16 protein-coding genes are annotated in these 15,076 nt (G+C 54.2%); 10 read left to right on the plus strand and 6 right to left on the minus strand.

What is annotated here, in order from left to right:
- Window positions 1-52 precede the first annotated feature (52 nt).
- Complete coding sequence (metG, locus tag AC2IBB_RS10850; protein ID WP_486332870.1) at window positions 53-2,098, minus strand: methionine--tRNA ligase; 2,046 nt, start codon at window positions 2,096-2,098, stop codon at window positions 53-55.
- 256 nt (window positions 2,099-2,354) lie between these two features.
- Here metG and apbC point away from each other — a divergent pair, with 256 nt between their 5' ends.
- From apbC to AC2IBB_RS10875, 5 genes are all read left to right on the plus strand, one after another.
- A complete protein-coding gene (gene apbC / locus AC2IBB_RS10855) occupies window positions 2,355-3,452 on the plus strand; it encodes an iron-sulfur cluster carrier protein ApbC (RefSeq protein WP_486332871.1) in 1,098 nt (365 codons plus the stop codon).
- Window positions 3,453-3,568: 116 nt separating this feature from the next.
- The gene (dcd, locus tag AC2IBB_RS10860; RefSeq protein ID WP_011395806.1) at window positions 3,569-4,135 is read left to right on the plus strand and encodes a dCTP deaminase; all 567 of its coding nucleotides are present in this window, start codon (window positions 3,569-3,571) and stop codon (window positions 4,133-4,135) included.
- 92 nt (window positions 4,136-4,227) lie between these two features.
- A complete protein-coding gene (locus tag AC2IBB_RS10865; protein WP_486332872.1) occupies window positions 4,228-4,884 on the plus strand; it encodes a class II aldolase/adducin family protein in 657 nt (218 codons plus the stop codon).
- A gap of 77 nt (window positions 4,885-4,961) precedes the next feature.
- Window positions 4,962-5,558, plus strand: coding sequence for a YjaG family protein (locus tag AC2IBB_RS10870; RefSeq protein ID WP_486332873.1), 597 nt, complete (start codon window positions 4,962-4,964; stop codon window positions 5,556-5,558).
- 179 nt (window positions 5,559-5,737) lie between these two features.
- Complete coding sequence (locus AC2IBB_RS10875) at window positions 5,738-6,994, plus strand: valine--pyruvate transaminase (protein WP_486332874.1); 1,257 nt, start codon at window positions 5,738-5,740, stop codon at window positions 6,992-6,994.
- 61 nt (window positions 6,995-7,055) lie between these two features.
- On the opposite strand, the gene AC2IBB_RS10880 is transcribed toward AC2IBB_RS10875, so the two are convergent.
- The 3 genes from AC2IBB_RS10880 to purM all read right to left on the minus strand — a co-directional run bounded on the left by AC2IBB_RS10880 (window position 7,056) and on the right by purM (window position 9,625).
- A complete protein-coding gene (locus AC2IBB_RS10880; RefSeq protein ID WP_486332875.1) occupies window positions 7,056-7,703 on the minus strand; it encodes a DUF3108 domain-containing protein in 648 nt (215 codons plus the stop codon).
- A 174-nt stretch (window positions 7,704-7,877) separates the two neighbouring features.
- Window positions 7,878-8,564 (minus strand): phosphoribosylglycinamide formyltransferase, encoded by a 687-nt coding sequence (gene purN, locus AC2IBB_RS10885; protein WP_486332876.1) that lies wholly within the window; start codon window positions 8,562-8,564, stop codon window positions 7,878-7,880.
- 2 nt (window positions 8,565-8,566) lie between these two features.
- On the minus strand, window positions 8,567-9,625 hold the full coding sequence (gene purM / locus AC2IBB_RS10890) for a phosphoribosylformylglycinamidine cyclo-ligase (RefSeq protein ID WP_486332877.1): 1,059 nt from the start codon (window positions 9,623-9,625) through the stop codon (window positions 8,567-8,569).
- 296 nt (window positions 9,626-9,921) lie between these two features.
- Here purM and AC2IBB_RS10895 point away from each other — a divergent pair, with 296 nt between their 5' ends.
- The 5 genes from AC2IBB_RS10895 (at window position 9,922) to AC2IBB_RS10915 (ending at window position 13,814) form a co-directional block, all read left to right on the plus strand.
- The gene (locus tag AC2IBB_RS10895) at window positions 9,922-11,037 is read left to right on the plus strand and encodes a DUF2066 domain-containing protein (RefSeq protein ID WP_486332879.1); all 1,116 of its coding nucleotides are present in this window, start codon (window positions 9,922-9,924) and stop codon (window positions 11,035-11,037) included.
- Between the two features lie 134 nt (window positions 11,038-11,171).
- Entirely contained in the window at window positions 11,172-11,759 is a 588-nt protein-coding gene (locus tag AC2IBB_RS10900; RefSeq protein ID WP_486332881.1) for a CDP-alcohol phosphatidyltransferase family protein, read from the plus strand.
- A gap of 60 nt (window positions 11,760-11,819) precedes the next feature.
- Entirely contained in the window at window positions 11,820-12,494 is a 675-nt protein-coding gene (gene hda / locus AC2IBB_RS10905) for a DnaA regulatory inactivator Hda (RefSeq protein ID WP_486332882.1), read from the plus strand.
- Window positions 12,495-12,593: 99 nt separating this feature from the next.
- Window positions 12,594-13,382, plus strand: coding sequence for a ParA family protein (locus tag AC2IBB_RS10910; protein ID WP_486332883.1), 789 nt, complete (start codon window positions 12,594-12,596; stop codon window positions 13,380-13,382).
- A gap of 60 nt (window positions 13,383-13,442) precedes the next feature.
- The gene (locus AC2IBB_RS10915) at window positions 13,443-13,814 is read left to right on the plus strand and encodes a YqcC family protein (RefSeq protein WP_486332884.1); all 372 of its coding nucleotides are present in this window, start codon (window positions 13,443-13,445) and stop codon (window positions 13,812-13,814) included.
- On the opposite strand, the gene AC2IBB_RS10920 is transcribed toward AC2IBB_RS10915, so the two are convergent.
- A complete protein-coding gene (locus tag AC2IBB_RS10920) occupies window positions 13,801-14,412 on the minus strand; it encodes a uracil-DNA glycosylase family protein (RefSeq protein ID WP_486333949.1) in 612 nt (203 codons plus the stop codon). The genes AC2IBB_RS10915 and AC2IBB_RS10920 overlap by 14 nt on opposite strands.
- A gap of 100 nt (window positions 14,413-14,512) precedes the next feature.
- Window positions 14,513-15,067, minus strand: coding sequence for a 1-acyl-sn-glycerol-3-phosphate acyltransferase (locus AC2IBB_RS10925; protein WP_486332885.1), 555 nt, complete (start codon window positions 15,065-15,067; stop codon window positions 14,513-14,515).
- Window positions 15,068-15,076: the final 9 nt, after the last annotated feature.

A 15,076-nucleotide genomic window follows, 5' to 3' on the forward strand; every position in this document is an offset into this window, starting at 1 on the left:
GCAAATTTGAGCTGACGCAGCAAAACGGCGCCTGAAAGCGCCGTTGTGTCGGTTATTTAACCTGCATGCCCGGCTGCGCGCCGCTGTCCGGCTGCAATAACCAGATGTCTTTGCCGCCAGGGCCCGCCGCCAGCACCATGCCTTCGGACATGCCGAACTTCATCTTGCGCGGCTCCAGGTTGGCGACCATGACCGTCAAGCGGCCCACCAGATCTTCCGGTGCATAGGCGGACTTGATGCCAGCGAACACCTGACGTTGTTCACTGCCGATATCCAGTTGCAGGCGCAACAGTTTGTCTGCGCCTTCTACATGCTCTGCGGAAACGATTTTAGCAATGCGCAGGTCGATCTTGGCGAAGTCGTCGAACTTGATCGTTGGCGCAATCTCCTCTTCGGATTTCGCCTCTTTCTTGTCCTTTTTCGCTTTGCCGTTGTCTTTTGGCGCCTGCGCCATGTTGTCTTTAGAGGCTTCCACCATGGCGTCCACGGCCTTTGGATCAACCCGGGAAATCATTGGCTTGAACTCATTGACGGCATGGTCGGTCAGCGGCTGCAACGGTTTGTTCCAGACGATGGGCGCGTTCAGGAATTCTGCGGAAGCCGCGGCGACGCCCGGCAGCACTGGAGCCAGATAGGTGATCAGGATGCGGAACAGGTTCACGCCGACAGAGCAGACGTCCAACACTTCCTGCTCTTTGCCTGCTTCCTTCGCCAGTTTCCAGGGCGCTCTTTCATCGATGTATTTGTTGGCCAGGTCGGCCAGCGCCATGATTTCTCTCACCGCTTTGCCAAATTCGCGATCTTCGTACGCCTGGGCGATAAAGTCGGATTTGGACAGGAACTGTTCAACCAATTCAGGCTCGCTGATCTGAGACGACAGTTTGCCTCCCGATTTGGTAATAAACTTGGCGCAACGGCTGGCGATATTGACCAGCTTGCCAACCAGGTCTGCATTCACTTTCAGCGTGAAGTCCTGCAGGTTCAGGTCCAGATCGTCCACGTTGGAGGTCAACTTGGCGGCGAAGTAATAACGCAGGTATTCCGGATTCAGATGCTCCAGATAAGTCCGCGCCATGATGAAGGTGCCGCGGGACTTGGACATTTTGGCCCCGTCCACCGTCACAAAACCATGCGCATAAACGGCGCTGGGCGTTCTGAAGTCGGCGCAGCTCAGCATGGACGGCCAGAACAGCGCGTGGAAGTTGATGATGTCCTTGCCGATGAAGTGATACAGCTCGGCGGTGGAGTCTTTCTTCCAGTATTCGTCGAAGTCCAGATCCGCGCGACGCGCGCACAGATTCTTGAAGCTCGCCATGTAGCCAATCGGCGCGTCCAGCCAGACGTAAAAGAACTTGCCGGGTTGATCTGGAATCTCGAAGCCGAAATAGGGGGCGTCGCGAGAGATGTCCCACTCCTGCAGGCCAGCGTCCAGCCATTCCGCCAGCTTGTTGGCGATCTGCGGTTGCAGGGTTCCGCTACGGGTCCACTTCTGCAGAAATTCCTGGAAGTCAGGCAGTTTGAAGAAGAAGTGCGTGGACTCTTTTTCAATGGGCGTCGCGCCAGAAATGGCGGAACGGGGATTGATCAGCTCGGCGGGCGTGTAAGTGCTGCTGCAGACCTCACAGTTATCGCCGTACTGGTCTTCCGCTTTACATTTGGGACAAGTCCCTTTAATGAAACGGTCGGCCAGGAACAGGTTCTTTTCCGGGTCGTAAGCCTGGGTGATAGTGCGCGTGGCGATCTTACCCGCGTCCAGACAGGCCTTGTAAATATAGGATGACAGCTCCCGGTTTTCTTCCGAGTGCGTGGAGTAATAATTGTCGAATTCGATCAGAAACGCAGCGAAATCGCGACGGTGGTCGGCGTTGACCTGATCGATCAGTTGCTCCGGAGTAATGCCCATCTGCTCGGCTTTAAGCATGATCGCTGTGCCGTGCGCGTCGTCGGCGCAGACATAGGTGCATTGATGGCCGCGAAGCTTCTGGAATCTTACCCAGATATCAGTCTGGATATATTCCAACAGGTGCCCAAGGTGAATAGGGCCGTTCGCGTACGGTAAAGCGCTTGTGACGAGAATTTTTCTAGGCTCTCCGGACATAATTCTTTCCGTTATTACTCATATAAGGCTTGTCGCCAAGCCATGGACAATAGCCGTCGACGCTGGTGCGTCGGCGATGGTGACAAAACGCGGGACGGATGTCGTCATCAGGATTCCCGCGAGGGGCGCATATGATACCGTTTGGAAGCCTGATTTTCATCCTGCCGGGCGCGATTAAATTGAATAAAACCATACTGATTCAGTATAGTATTGCCCCATCTTTCCTCTATATATCCCACCTTTTCCGGAGAACAGAATGAGCAGCATTGACAGATCTGCAGTGGAAGCCGCCATAAAGGGCTATAAGGACCCCTATCTGAAGGAAGATCTTTTTGCTATCGAAGCGATAAAGTCGCTGGATATTCAAGGGGGTACCGTCAAGCTGGAGGTGGAGCTGGGCTATCCGGCCGCAGGCGTCGCCGGCGGTTTGCAGCAGATCGTCGGTTTGGCGATTGAGGATGTGGATGGCGTAGAGCGCGCAGAGGTGAACGTCAACTGGAAAATCCTGCCGCATCAGGCGCAGCGTAATCTGCAGAATATCAAAAGCGTGAAAAACATCATTGCGGTCGCCTCTGGCAAGGGCGGCGTGGGGAAATCCACCACCGCTGTGAATCTGGCGTTGGCGCTGCAGAAAGAAGGCGCCAAGGTGGGCGTGCTGGACGCCGATATATACGGCCCCAGCCAGGGCATGATGCTGGGCGTGGCCGACGGCTCCCGTCCGGATGTGCAGGACGGACAATTCTTCATCCCGATTCGCGCTCATGGTATGCAGGTGATGTCCATGGCGTTTCTGGTGACGGAGAAAACGCCGATGGTGTGGCGCGGTCCCATGGTCAGCGGCGCGCTTCTGCAATTGCTGACGCAAAGCCTGTGGGAAGATCTGGATTATCTGGTCGTGGATATGCCTCCCGGCACTGGCGACATTCAGCTCACGCTGGCGCAAAAAGTGCCGGTGACCGGCGCCGTGATTGTCACCACGCCGCAGGATATCGCGCTGCTGGACTGCAAGAAGGGCATAGAGATGTTCCGTAAAGTGGACATTCCGGTGCTGGGCGTTGTAGAAAACATGAGCATTCATATCTGCAGCAACTGTGGTCACCACGAGCCCCTGTTTGGCGCAGGCGGCGGCGAGCGCGTCTCGGAAGAGTACGATACGGAGCTGCTGGGGCAGTTGCCGTTGCACATGACCATCCGTGAGCAAACGGACTCTGGATCGCCGACAGTGGCTGCGGAGCCGGATTCGGAAGTCGGCCTGATTTATCGGGATATTGCGCGCAAGCTGGGGGCGATATTGTCGCAGCGAGCCAAAAATCAGGCGCAAATGTTTCCGGAAATCATCATCAAATCGGACTGATGTCCCGTTAATAGTTGATATAGCGCGCTGTTCCGGCATGGGGCCTTTGTCTAAAACAGGCTATCCATGTATGATTGCGCGCTTATCGATCAACCTGTGCAGAATGAGTAAGAGTTATGGCGATTAAGTCGGATAAGTGGATTCGTAGAATGTCCCTGGAGCATGGCATGATCGAGCCGTACGAAGGGAGCCAGGTGCGTGAGTCGGAGAATGGCAAGATCATCTCCTACGGCGTTTCCAGTTATGGCTACGATGTCCGCTGCAGTAACGAATTTAAAATTTTCACCAATGTCCATTCTGTCACCGTTGATCCCAAGGCCTTTGATTCGAAGAGTTTTGTGGATTTCGTCGGGGACGTGTGCATTATTCCTCCCAATTCTTTCGCCCTGGCGCGCACTGTCGAATACTTCCGTATTCCCCGCAATGTGCTGACTGTCTGTCTGGGCAAATCAACCTACGCCCGTTGCGGCATTATCGTCAACGTCACTCCGCTTGAGCCGGAGTGGGAAGGGCACGTGACTTTGGAGTTCTCCAACACGACCAATCTGCCCGCGAAGATCTACGCCAACGAAGGTGTGGCGCAGATGCTGTTTTTTGAGTCTGATGAAGTATGCGACGTCAGCTACAAGGACCGCGGCGGCAAATATCAGGGGCAGGTCGGCGTTACTCTGCCGAAAGCCTGATCTGATACCTATGATGCAGGTGGCGCGGCGATCAAGGTTCGTTTCGTCGCCATCTGCGGTGTTGGTGAATATCTGAATAACCGGTTCGCAATATGGCGCAAGAGGGTGTCATCAAGTTTGATTTGCGGCACACGCAGCAAGCACTGCCTGAGCATGTGGATCTTAGCGAACTTGAAGCTTGGCGTGGCGTACTGTTTGAGCACGAACTGATCGGACAGGACCCATACCGATATGAGGGGCTGGGGTATGGCAACATCAGTATGCGAGCCAGCCCTGACGGCGCTTTTGTCGTCACCGGCAGCCAGACAGGCGGTGAATCCCATCTTGATGTGAGTCAGTATGCGCTGGTGACCGGGAGCGAAGTGAGCGCGAACCGGCTGGCCTCTGTCGGTGAAATTAAACCCTCATCTGAGTCTTTAACCCACGCGTTGCTATACGACCTTGACCCAGACGTTCAGGCGGTGGTGCATGTGCACTCGCCGGAGATCTGGCATAACGCAGCGGCTCTTGGTCTGGCGACTACGCCGGAGAGTGCGGAGTACGGCAGCATGGATCTGGTCAACGCCATTAAGTCATTGTGGCGTGACGGTAAGCTCAAAGCCCCCGGCGTCTTCGTGATGTTGGGGCATCAGGATGGTGTGGTGGCGTTCGGGTCGTCGTTGAGAGCGGCGACCGGCATTATTTTGAACGCCCATCACCGGGCTATATTTGGCGTTCCAACCTCACCCGGCGGCGACCGCCGTCTTTGATTTCCCTTATACTTGAGCCGAAGCAGTCGGCCCATTCATTTAACTCTGACTAACTATTCCCGTTAAGGAGACTCCTGGTGGCGTCCTTAAAGCATTTTAAAAAACTCGAAAGTCTGCGCGGCTGGCGGCAAGTGGTGTTTGTCTTATCTCTGGCGGAGCGGGCGACCCCGAACCTGAAGTTGTTCGTTGAGTCCCAGGAATTGACGCTGTCCCGCGAAGTGAAAGGGGCTCTGGGCGCATTGTGGAAAACGGTGCAGGAAAACGCCAAGCTGCAAACTTTGCCCTACGTGGAAAAGCTGGAAGAGTTCCTCGATCAACTTGGAGATATTGACTCCTATGGCGCGCGCCCCGCGTCTGACTGGGCGCAACTGCTCTTGCTGGGGCTGCAATTGTGGGATGATGACAAAAGCAAAAAGGCGCGAGAAGCTTCTGAAATCTCCTTCCGCACAGTGACGGATTTTGTTGAATTTTCCGAAGGTGAGGGGCTTTCCGATGACGACTTGGTGTCGCTGTGGGATAAACATCCGTTGGTGAAAGACGAGTTGGCGTTCCATGATGAGCTGTACGCCAAGCTACAGGAATTGCGAGCGCCTACTGCCGAAGGGCTGGCGGAGATACGTAAGCTGAGTCGCCAGGGTGGCGTGAGTAATATTGGCATCTCTCTGGATGGATAAACGCGGGCGGCAGGCGCATCCGTAAAAATACAATTGTCTGCATTAAGCTAAAAATTGTAGTCTCTGACGCTCCGCGTGGAGGTTCTCCACAGGAAAAAGCCTTAAACTTAATTGATCCGGTGACGCTTCAGCATCGCCGGACGCCATTAAAATAATGAGTCGAGCGTAAGGGGAGTGTCATGTTGTTATCGGAATTCGGAACCAAGTTTACCAGGGAAGCTGGCATCAATTCGTTAATGGAGGATCTGGGTAACGCCCTTGCCGGAGGCGACATGATCATGATGGGGGGCGGCAACCCAGGCAACATCCCCGAAGTTCAGGCCGCATTTCAAGAGCAACTTGCGCGCATTAGCGCTGACGCAGACGAATTCCGTAAGTTAACAGGCATCTATGACCCGCCTCAGGGGGAGAAGCAATTTATCTCCGCTCTGGCCGAGTTGCTGAGTCGGGAGTACGGTTGGCCGATCAAGCCGGAAAACATCGCCCTTACCAACGGCAGCCAGTCCGCCTTTTTTATCCTCTTCAACATGTTTGCTGGACGTTACCCCAATGGCGGACATAAGCGCATTATGCTGCCGATGACGCCAGAGTACATTGGCTACGCGGACGCTGGTCTCAGCGAAGATTTCTTTATCTCATCCAAGCCGACCATTGAAATGCTGGATGAGCATACTTTTAAGTATCACGTTGATTTTGATCATCTCAATATCGATGAGAATGTTGGCGCCATGTGCGTATCCCGCCCGACCAACCCTACGGGCAACGTACTGACCGACAATGAAATGGCGCGCTTGATCGCGATGGCGAAAGAGCATGACGTGCCGCTGATTGTCGATGGCGCCTACGGCCTGCCATTCCCTGACTTGGTGTACATCGACGCTAAGCCTGTCTGGGATGAGCATTTGATTCTGTGTTTGAGCCTGTCCAAGCTGGGCTTGCCAGCGGTAAGAACGGGTATAGTGATCGCCCAGCCGGAAATCATCAAAGCCGTAGCGTCGGTTAATGCAATCGTTAATCTGGCGCCGGGCAGCTTTGGCGCCATGTTGGCCAAAGACTTTGTCCGTAGCGGCGAAATTCTGCGAATTAGTCGTGAAGTGGTTAAGCCATGCTATCAGGCCAAGGCGGAGAAGGCGGTGGCGACGCTGCATCGCGAGTTGGATGGATTGCCATTTGCGTTGCACAAAGCTGAAGGGGCTATGTTCCTGTGGCTATGGTTGCGTGATTTCCCGCTTTCCAGTCATGAGCTTTACCAGCGCCTGAAACAAAAAGGCGTGTTGGTGGTGTCCGGCCACTACTTCTTCCCGGGATTGCAGGAAGAGTGGGGGCATACTCATGAGTGTCTGCGTATTACTTATTCTCAGGACGAGGAGCTGGTGGAGAAGGGCTTGAAGATTATGGCGGAAGAGATTCGTCGTCTTTACGCTGAAAAGTCCTGATCGATGAGAACCATACGGAGCGAGAGCGCTCGCCCCGTATGGAGGTGTGATTGAAGGGAGGTTAGGGTTTTATAACCCTGTCGCCGACTTTCGCCTTTTCCAGATAAATTTCGTACTTTTCTCCATCCGGCTCAATCTGCACCATTTGCACCAGTAAGTAGTTCCAATCCTTCGCAAACCACAACCTTGTTTGACGGTCGCTGTCCGGCTTACGCACCTTTTCTACGACGATGCAGTCAATTTTGCCCAGTCGGGTGTCCAGTTTTTCTTCGCCTACCACGCTGAAGACGAACTCTTTGAGGTGCCCGCCGTCCGCAACCTTATAAACCAGATCAGTCATTCCTTTCGCCAGATCCAGTCGTAGTTGCAGTTGATAACTGAGTTTGTCCAAAGTCTGCTCTGGAATAGTCATACTCCATGGCTTGTTCTCAACGTCATTACGAACGGACATCTTGTCCCAGTCGAAGTCCACGGTGGCTTTCTTGTCCTTGACCCAGCCGCTTCGTTCATAGCTGTAGTTGGTGGGACGAATGTAGTTATTAACCCACTGGAAATGAACCCGCTCGTTAATATCCACAATGAACGAGCTGACATCGAAATTGTATGTCCAGGAGCCGTCCTTCAGTTGTTTTAATTCTCTGACGGCGGCGCCCCGGATGGGGATGCCCTTCTTGTATGACGCTTTATATTCCGCTCTGGTGGGAATCAAATCCTGACTAGCGTGGGCCTGACTTGGCGCCGTTACTGCAGAGGCCGCTACAAAAAATAACGAACATGCAACAGGAAGCCTTAGTGTATCTGCGAGCGCCCTGAGGTGTCCCCGCATATATGGTTCTCCGTTGTTTTGCTGACAGATCAACATTAAGCGCTCAGGCGCCCGGGATCAAGCGTCCCCAGGCGTTATCGCATTGCTGATTTGTAATCCGGCTGGAGGAAGTTCGGCGTCATCCAGGTAGGCGCGCTCGTCGCGCATGACCAGTCTGCTTTCGCAGAACCAGCGAACTGCTTGCGGATAGATAAGGTGCTCTTGCAGTTGTACGCGATCCGCCAAGCGCTTAGGGTCGTCGCCGGGAAGAACGGGAACGACCGCCTGAATAATATTGGGGCCGCCGTCCAATTCTTCCGTTACGAAATGCACGGTGGCGCCGTGCGCGGAATCGCCGGCTTCCAGCGCTCTTTGGTGTGTGCTGAGCCCCTGGTATTTGGGCAGCAATGAAGGGTGTATGTTGAGCATGCGCCCATGGTAATGGCGCACAAACTCGACGGTAAGAATGCGCATGAAGCCCGCCAGCACCACTAGGTCAGGAGCGTGACGGTCTATTTCCGCCATCAGCGCCTGATCAAATTCGGTGCGGCTTTCAAACTGTCGGTGGTCGACGACAGTGGTGGGAACGCCAGCCTTGGCTGCACGCTCAAGTCCGTAGGCGTCCCCTTTGTTGCTGATGACGCTGACAACCTCTCCATGCACAGTGTCTGCGGACATGGCGTCCAGCAGCGCTTGCAAATTGCTGCCGGAACCGGAAATTAAAACGACAATTCGCCGCGGTGCGGATTCAGTTGCTATAGTCACGCTCAGTCAACCAGACCTTTTAGTTCGACAACGGGCTCTTCTTCCGTGTGCGCTTCTATCGTTCCCAGACGGAACACGGTTTCTCCCGCTGCGCTCAGTAATCCCTGCGCTTTCTCGGCGCTGTCCGCCGGTACGCAGACCACCATGCCGATGCCGCAATTGAAGGTGCGGAACATCTCGGTCCAGGCGACATTGCCGTTTTCCTGCAACCAGCTGAACAGGGCGGGGACTTCGAAAGCGCTGACGTCGACGACAGCCTTTGCATGCGCAGGCAGTACGCGCGGCAGGTTCTCCAGCAGGCCGCCGCCAGTGATATGGGACAGCGCGTGGACAGGCGTCTGGCGAATCAGTTCCAGCAATGGCTTAACGTAAATGCGGGTAGGCGCCAGCAATGCTTCGCCCAGAGTAACGTCGCCGAACGGCTGATTCAAATCAGCGCCGCTGACTTCGACGATTTTACGCACCAGGGAGTAGCCATTGGAGTGAACGCCGGAAGAGGCCAGTCCAAGCAGCACGTCGCCGGGTTTAACCAGGCTGCCGTCGATAATTTTGGACTTCTCCACGATGCCAACGCAGAAGCCGGCCAAGTCGTAGTCGTCGCCTTCGTACATGCCGGGCATTTCGGCGGTTTCTCCGCCCACTAAAGAACAACCCGCCTGACTGCACCCTTCGCCGATACCGGTGACGACAGTGGCGGCCACATCAACGGACAGTTTTCCGGTGGCGTAGTAATCCAGGAAAAACAAAGGCTCCGCGCCTTGTACGATCAGGTCGTTAACGCACATGGCCACCAGGTCGATACCGATGGTGTCGTGTTTGTTCATTTGCATGGCCAAGCGCAGTTTGGTGCCCACGCCGTCGGTGCCGGAAACCAGAACGGGTTCCTGATAGCCTTTCGGCAGTTCGAACAGGGCGCCAAAGCCGCCGAGTCCGGCCATCACTTCCGGACGGCGAGTCGCCTGCGCGGCGCCCTTGATACGCTGCACCAGCGCATTGCCGGCGTCGATATCAACTCCAGCGTCACGATAACTTAAAGAAGGCTTGTCATTGGAAGCGGTCATAATAGGTGTCTGCCCTATAGCGTAGGTCCACGGAAAGGAGGCGTATTTTAACAGCCCAGTCACCCCAGCGCCAATGCAGTAAACAATAGTTGTAGTGACTTGGTTGCGGCTGGCTGCGGGTGTGTTGAAGTTAATCGGCTTTAATAGTGGAGAAAAGTTAAATGGTGTATCCTTGCCTGTCGTGCTTAGGCTCCGTAAATCAACCGTCTGGCGATACTTTGGCGGAAGGGGCGAATAGGGCGTTCCGGGGTGATTGCATCGGGTCGTCCGTAGTTTGAATAATACGGGAGGATGGCTTGAAACAGGCCGCTAGATTGTTGTTCCGGGCGATCGTCCTGAAACGCCGGATACTGTCGTTTTTATCTTTATTCTTGTTGTGCGGGTATGCTCACGCCGTAGCGATCAGCGATATTTACGACGTGGAAGTGCCGGTCTCCGGACAGGACCCGAAAGAACGCGCCGAAGCCGTCGAGAAAGGCGCAGGCATGGTCATGGATCGCGTCGCAGGTAACAGCGGGTGGCGCAACGTACTGGATGCGAAGGTTTTGGACGAGCAGGCTCCGCGGCTGTTGGAGGAATACAGTTACGGTTACGCGGTGGTGGACTCAGGGTCTGGCCCGCGTCGTCTGCTTGTACTGAAAGCGCATTATTCCGCTCAGGGGTTTGAGAGCCTTCTTAGTCAGTACAAAGTGCCCGTATGGGGGCGTAACCGGCCGCAGGTGCTGGTCTGGATGGCGGTGGAAGGCGACCGCGGTCGTGAAATCCTGGGCGAAGGCGCGCCCCACAATTTGGTTGCTGCGGTGAAATACTCCGCGCAACGCTGGGGGGTGCCTCTAATGCTTCCTCTGATGGACCTGCAGGATGCGTCCAGTTTGAACACGTCGGATTTGTGGGGCTTTTTTGCTGAGCCAGTGGAAGCTTCCTCCACGCGTTACAGTCATGATTCTATCCTGATGGTGCGAGCTTATCCGCGAAGCGGTCGTTGGACTGGACTTTGGCAGTTGCGCGTCAGCGGACAAAAAATTGCGGAAGAGAGCGTTGAAGCGGATACCGTCAGCGCTATGGCGAATAAAATGATGGAGTCCGTGGCGTTGTCTCTGGCCCATAAATATGCGGTGAACCTGGGCGCGGACGCCCAGGGCGACGAAGTCTCTGTGGAAGTGTCGAATGTCACGAATTTTCGTTCCTATGCGGATATCCTCAAGTATCTGCGGCAGTTGGCCCCAGTAAAAAAAGTGGAGCCTGTCTACGTTGGCGAGAACATTGTGCGTTTTCAGTTGAAGTTGAACGGTTATCCTGAGCAGCTGGCGGAGCATCTCGCCTTACAACCCAGGCTGCGCCCGGAGTTGCGCTCTTCCACTCAAGAGGAGGTCGGGCGCAGGCTCTATTACTCATGGGCGGGCGATCGCTAGGAGCATAGTAACGACAGGGGCTTCAGCCTCAGCCCCTGTTGACAATCTGTAATGAGAACAATGCCCGTATGCCGGGCCGTCACACGGAATGACGACGCAACAGGTTTCCGGATAACTTCAGAAGACTTTATTTCATGGCCGGAGGAAAACAGGGTTTGCGATTAGAGTGGCGACATATTCCTAATGTCATAACTGTGTTACGCATTTTCCTGGTTGGGCCAATCGCATATTGTCTGGCCCGTGAGCTGTATCGGGAAGCCATGTGGCTATTTTTTGTCGCTGGCGTCTCGGATGCTTTGGATGGATTTCTGGCGCGCGCATGCAAGTGGTCAAGCCGTTTCGGCGCCATCACCGACCCGTTGGCGGATAAAGCATTATTGGTCACCGTATTTATCGTATTGACTTACAATCAGGTTCTACCACTTTGGTTGACCTTGCTGGTCTTTGCGCGGGATGTGATTATAGTGGCTGGCGCTTTGACCTACCACAAACTGCTTGGCGCCTATAGAATGCAGCCCTCGCTGTGGGGCAAGCTCAGTACACTGAGTCAGATTACTTTTTTACTGGCGGTGATTCTCAACCTGGCGGGAATAGCCATGCCTCCATGGGCGCTTGAAGGCGGAGTCTGGGTGGTCGCGCTGACCAGTTGCATCAGCGGCGCGCACTACGTGATTCTGTGGGGAGGCAGATTTTATCGCGCTCGCAACGGACTGGCCAAGTGAAGGCGTTGTAACTGCTTAATAGACTTTGCGTAGAAGATGCGGAAATCAGAAAACACACAAATGGCGCTAAGGCTGTCGAATGGCGAAAGCGCTACGCTGGAAAACTTTTTCGAGCCTCCCTCCGGCGTTGTGGTGCAGTCCATTCAGCGCTTTCTGAGCGCGTCTGAAGATACTGTATTTTCTATTTGCGGCGCTTCCGCTCAAGGTAAAACCCATCTTCTCATGGCGGCCTGCAATGATTTCCGCAGTGAGAAATGCTTTTATCTATCCTTGCGTGAGCACGCTGATTTTGGTGTGGATGTGCTGGCTGGACTGGAGTCTTTCGATGTGCTGTGCTTCGATGACATTGACGCTATCGCTGGACAGCCCGAGTGGGAAGAGGCGTTGTTTCACTTGTTCAATCGCTGTCGCGACCGTGGTTGCAAGTGGTTGATCACTTCGGCTGAAGCTCCTTCACAGACGCCTTTTACGCTGCCGGATCTGAAGACCCGCCTGGCGTGGGGGGAGTGTGTGCGGCTTCATGAGCTTGATGAAGTGCAGCGTATCAATGTCCTGGACATCAAGGCGGCGAATATTGGCTTTCGTCTTTCAGATGAAGTTAAACAGTACATCATGCGCCGCGCCCCGCGGGATTTAAGCTCGCTTTCTCTGATACTTGAACGCCTGGATAAAGCGTCACTGGTGGAAAAGCGTCCCATAACCGTGCCTTTCGTCAAATCTGTGATGAATTGGTGATCCTTCTAATCCTTTAGGTCTAACTTTTTGCCTGTTTGGCTGGCAAAATCCCCCCTTATCAGTAAGAATTTTCAGGATATAAAAATAAGCGGGGGGATTATGCGCAGAGTGGTCTTTAATCAAAAAGGCGGAGTGGGTAAATCCAGCATTGTCTGTAATCTGGCCGCCATCAGCGCCGCACAGGGCTCCAAGACGTTGGTTGTGGATCTGGACCCGCAAGGCAATTCAAGTCTTTATCTGCTGAGCCGCAACGTCATGGAATTGAAAGATACAGTGGCGGATTTCTTTGAGCAGACCATGGCTTTCAATTTATTCAATAAAAAGGTGGATGACTTTATTCACGCCACCCGTTATCCGAATCTTTTCGTTATGCCCGCCAGTCCTGAACTTGAGTTTTTGGAGCGTAAGCTGGAAGCGCGGCATAAGATCTATAAGCTGCGGGATGCGCTGGTGAAGTTGGGCGATGTTTTCGACCGGATTTACATTGATACTGCACCCGCCTTGAATTTTTACACCCGATCGGCGTTAATCGCCGCCCAACGGTGTTTGATTCCGTTTGATTGTGATGACTTTTCCCGGCAGGCCCTGTACTCCATTCTTGGAGAAATTCAGGATTTACAGGAAGATCACAACAAGGACTTGAAAGTAGAGGGAATTGTCGCCAACCAGTTTCAACCGCGCGCGAATCTGCCGACGCAGATTATTGCGTCCATGAAGGAAGAAGGGTTGCCGGTATTGCCAGTGCGTCTGAACGCTTCGGTGAAGATGAAAGAGTCTCATCAGGCGCATGAGCCTCTGGTACATTTCGCGCCCAAGCACCCGTTGACGCAGCAGTTTCAGGAGTTGCACACGATGCTGCAGGGCGCTTCCGTTCTGTCGGAGGCCTGATCAGCCTTGCGTGGCGGTATTGATTTATTAAGTGATTAATCGTTGTAAGAGTATGTAGTTGTGACAGATCGAATATACGCAGAATTGGCGGATGTCCTGTTGGGTCTTGAGTCGGAGCTTCGACGTATGGGGTTATGGCGAGAAGATCAGCCTCACGAGGAAGCGCTCGCCAGTGTGACGCCATTTTGCGCGGATACGCTGGAATTCCATGAGTGGCTGCAATTCATATTCATTGAGCGAATGAAGGTGATTGTGGAATACCGGGCGCCCATGCCGCCGATGCGCAGTGGGATTGAGCCGGCGGCGGAAATGGCCTATCAGGGGAGGCTTGGTCAGGTGACCGGGCTGTTGGCTTCACTGCGTCAGGTGGATGAAGCAATCAATAATGCGCGGGACGCATTAGCGGGCGGCCAGGGATTCAGTCGGAACTAAGCAAGTCGTGCACGTGATTCCGCACCTGGGGAATCACCTCTTCTTCAAACCAGGGGCGCTGCTTAAGCCACAAGGTGTTGCGGGGCGAGGGGTGCGGCAGCGGGATCAATCGGGGATACCAGTCGCGCCAGTGCTTAACGTTTTCCGACAGGCTCTTGTAGGCGTTTGGCAGGTAAGCTTGTTGCGCATATAACCCCACCAGTAGAAACATCTCCAGACGAGGCAGGCGCGCCAGAATTTTGTGGTGCCAGTGCTCGTAACACTCCTTTCGCGGCGGTAGATCTCCGTTGCGGCCTTTGCCGGGATAGCAAAACCCCATTGGCATAATGGCGATTTGGCTTGTATCGTAAAAAGTCTCTTTGTCCAGGCCCAGCCATGTTCGCAGTCTGTCGCCACTGGGGTCGTTCCAGGGAATGCCTGTGGCGTGCACGCGGGTCCCTGGCGCCTGGCCTATTATCATCAGGCGGGCGGAGGGACCTACTTTCACCACTGGATTAGGATCTAAATGCTGCTCACACAGGCGGCATGCGCGAACATTCTGCAACAGTCGGCTTAATTCGTCTTCGTTATCCGTTGTGTCTATCCGTCTTTGTGTCATCGTCTCGGGTAAATATGGCTCTGTTGACGGCGAACCCCATTCATCCATACAACGAAGACTTTTCCTGGATAGTGGGGCGCGTACTTGCTCGCTGGGCGGTTCAGCTTGTCCCTATTAGAACATCTACGCCCTGATCTGCGTATATCTGCTTGATTTTTAAAAGGTCGTCCCGCAGGGATTCCGATGGAAAAATTTTAGCCAGAATACGGCCGCGCTTACGCTTGCTGTCTGACATCATCAGGATGATGGGCGCCCCGGCCGCCTTGGCGATATGCCAGAATCCCGTACGTATGGGCTTACGTTCGTCGTTCATTTTATTGCGGGTGGCTTCCGGCGCAATGGCCAGCGTAAAGGTGGCGCGTTTGGCGAACTCCTGGCGCATCTGATCGACAAGATTGGTTTTTGAACTTCTGTCTACGGGGATGCAGCCGAACTTGGACAGGAACCAGGAGAATGGCCAGACAAACAGGTCTTTTTTGACCAGAGTGTGCAGCTTGCGGCGGTAAATGCAAAACAGCGCCAGAATGCGCACCCCATCCATGTTGGTGGTATGGGGAAAGCCGATCACCACTTGCTTATCTTCCCACAGCTCTGGTTTCTCGTCGTAAGTCCAGCCGCTGAATTTGAAAAGAAGTTTTGAAAGCAGGTACAACATTGCCGTAGT

Source organism: Hahella sp. NS-SX17 (genome assembly GCF_057367735.1).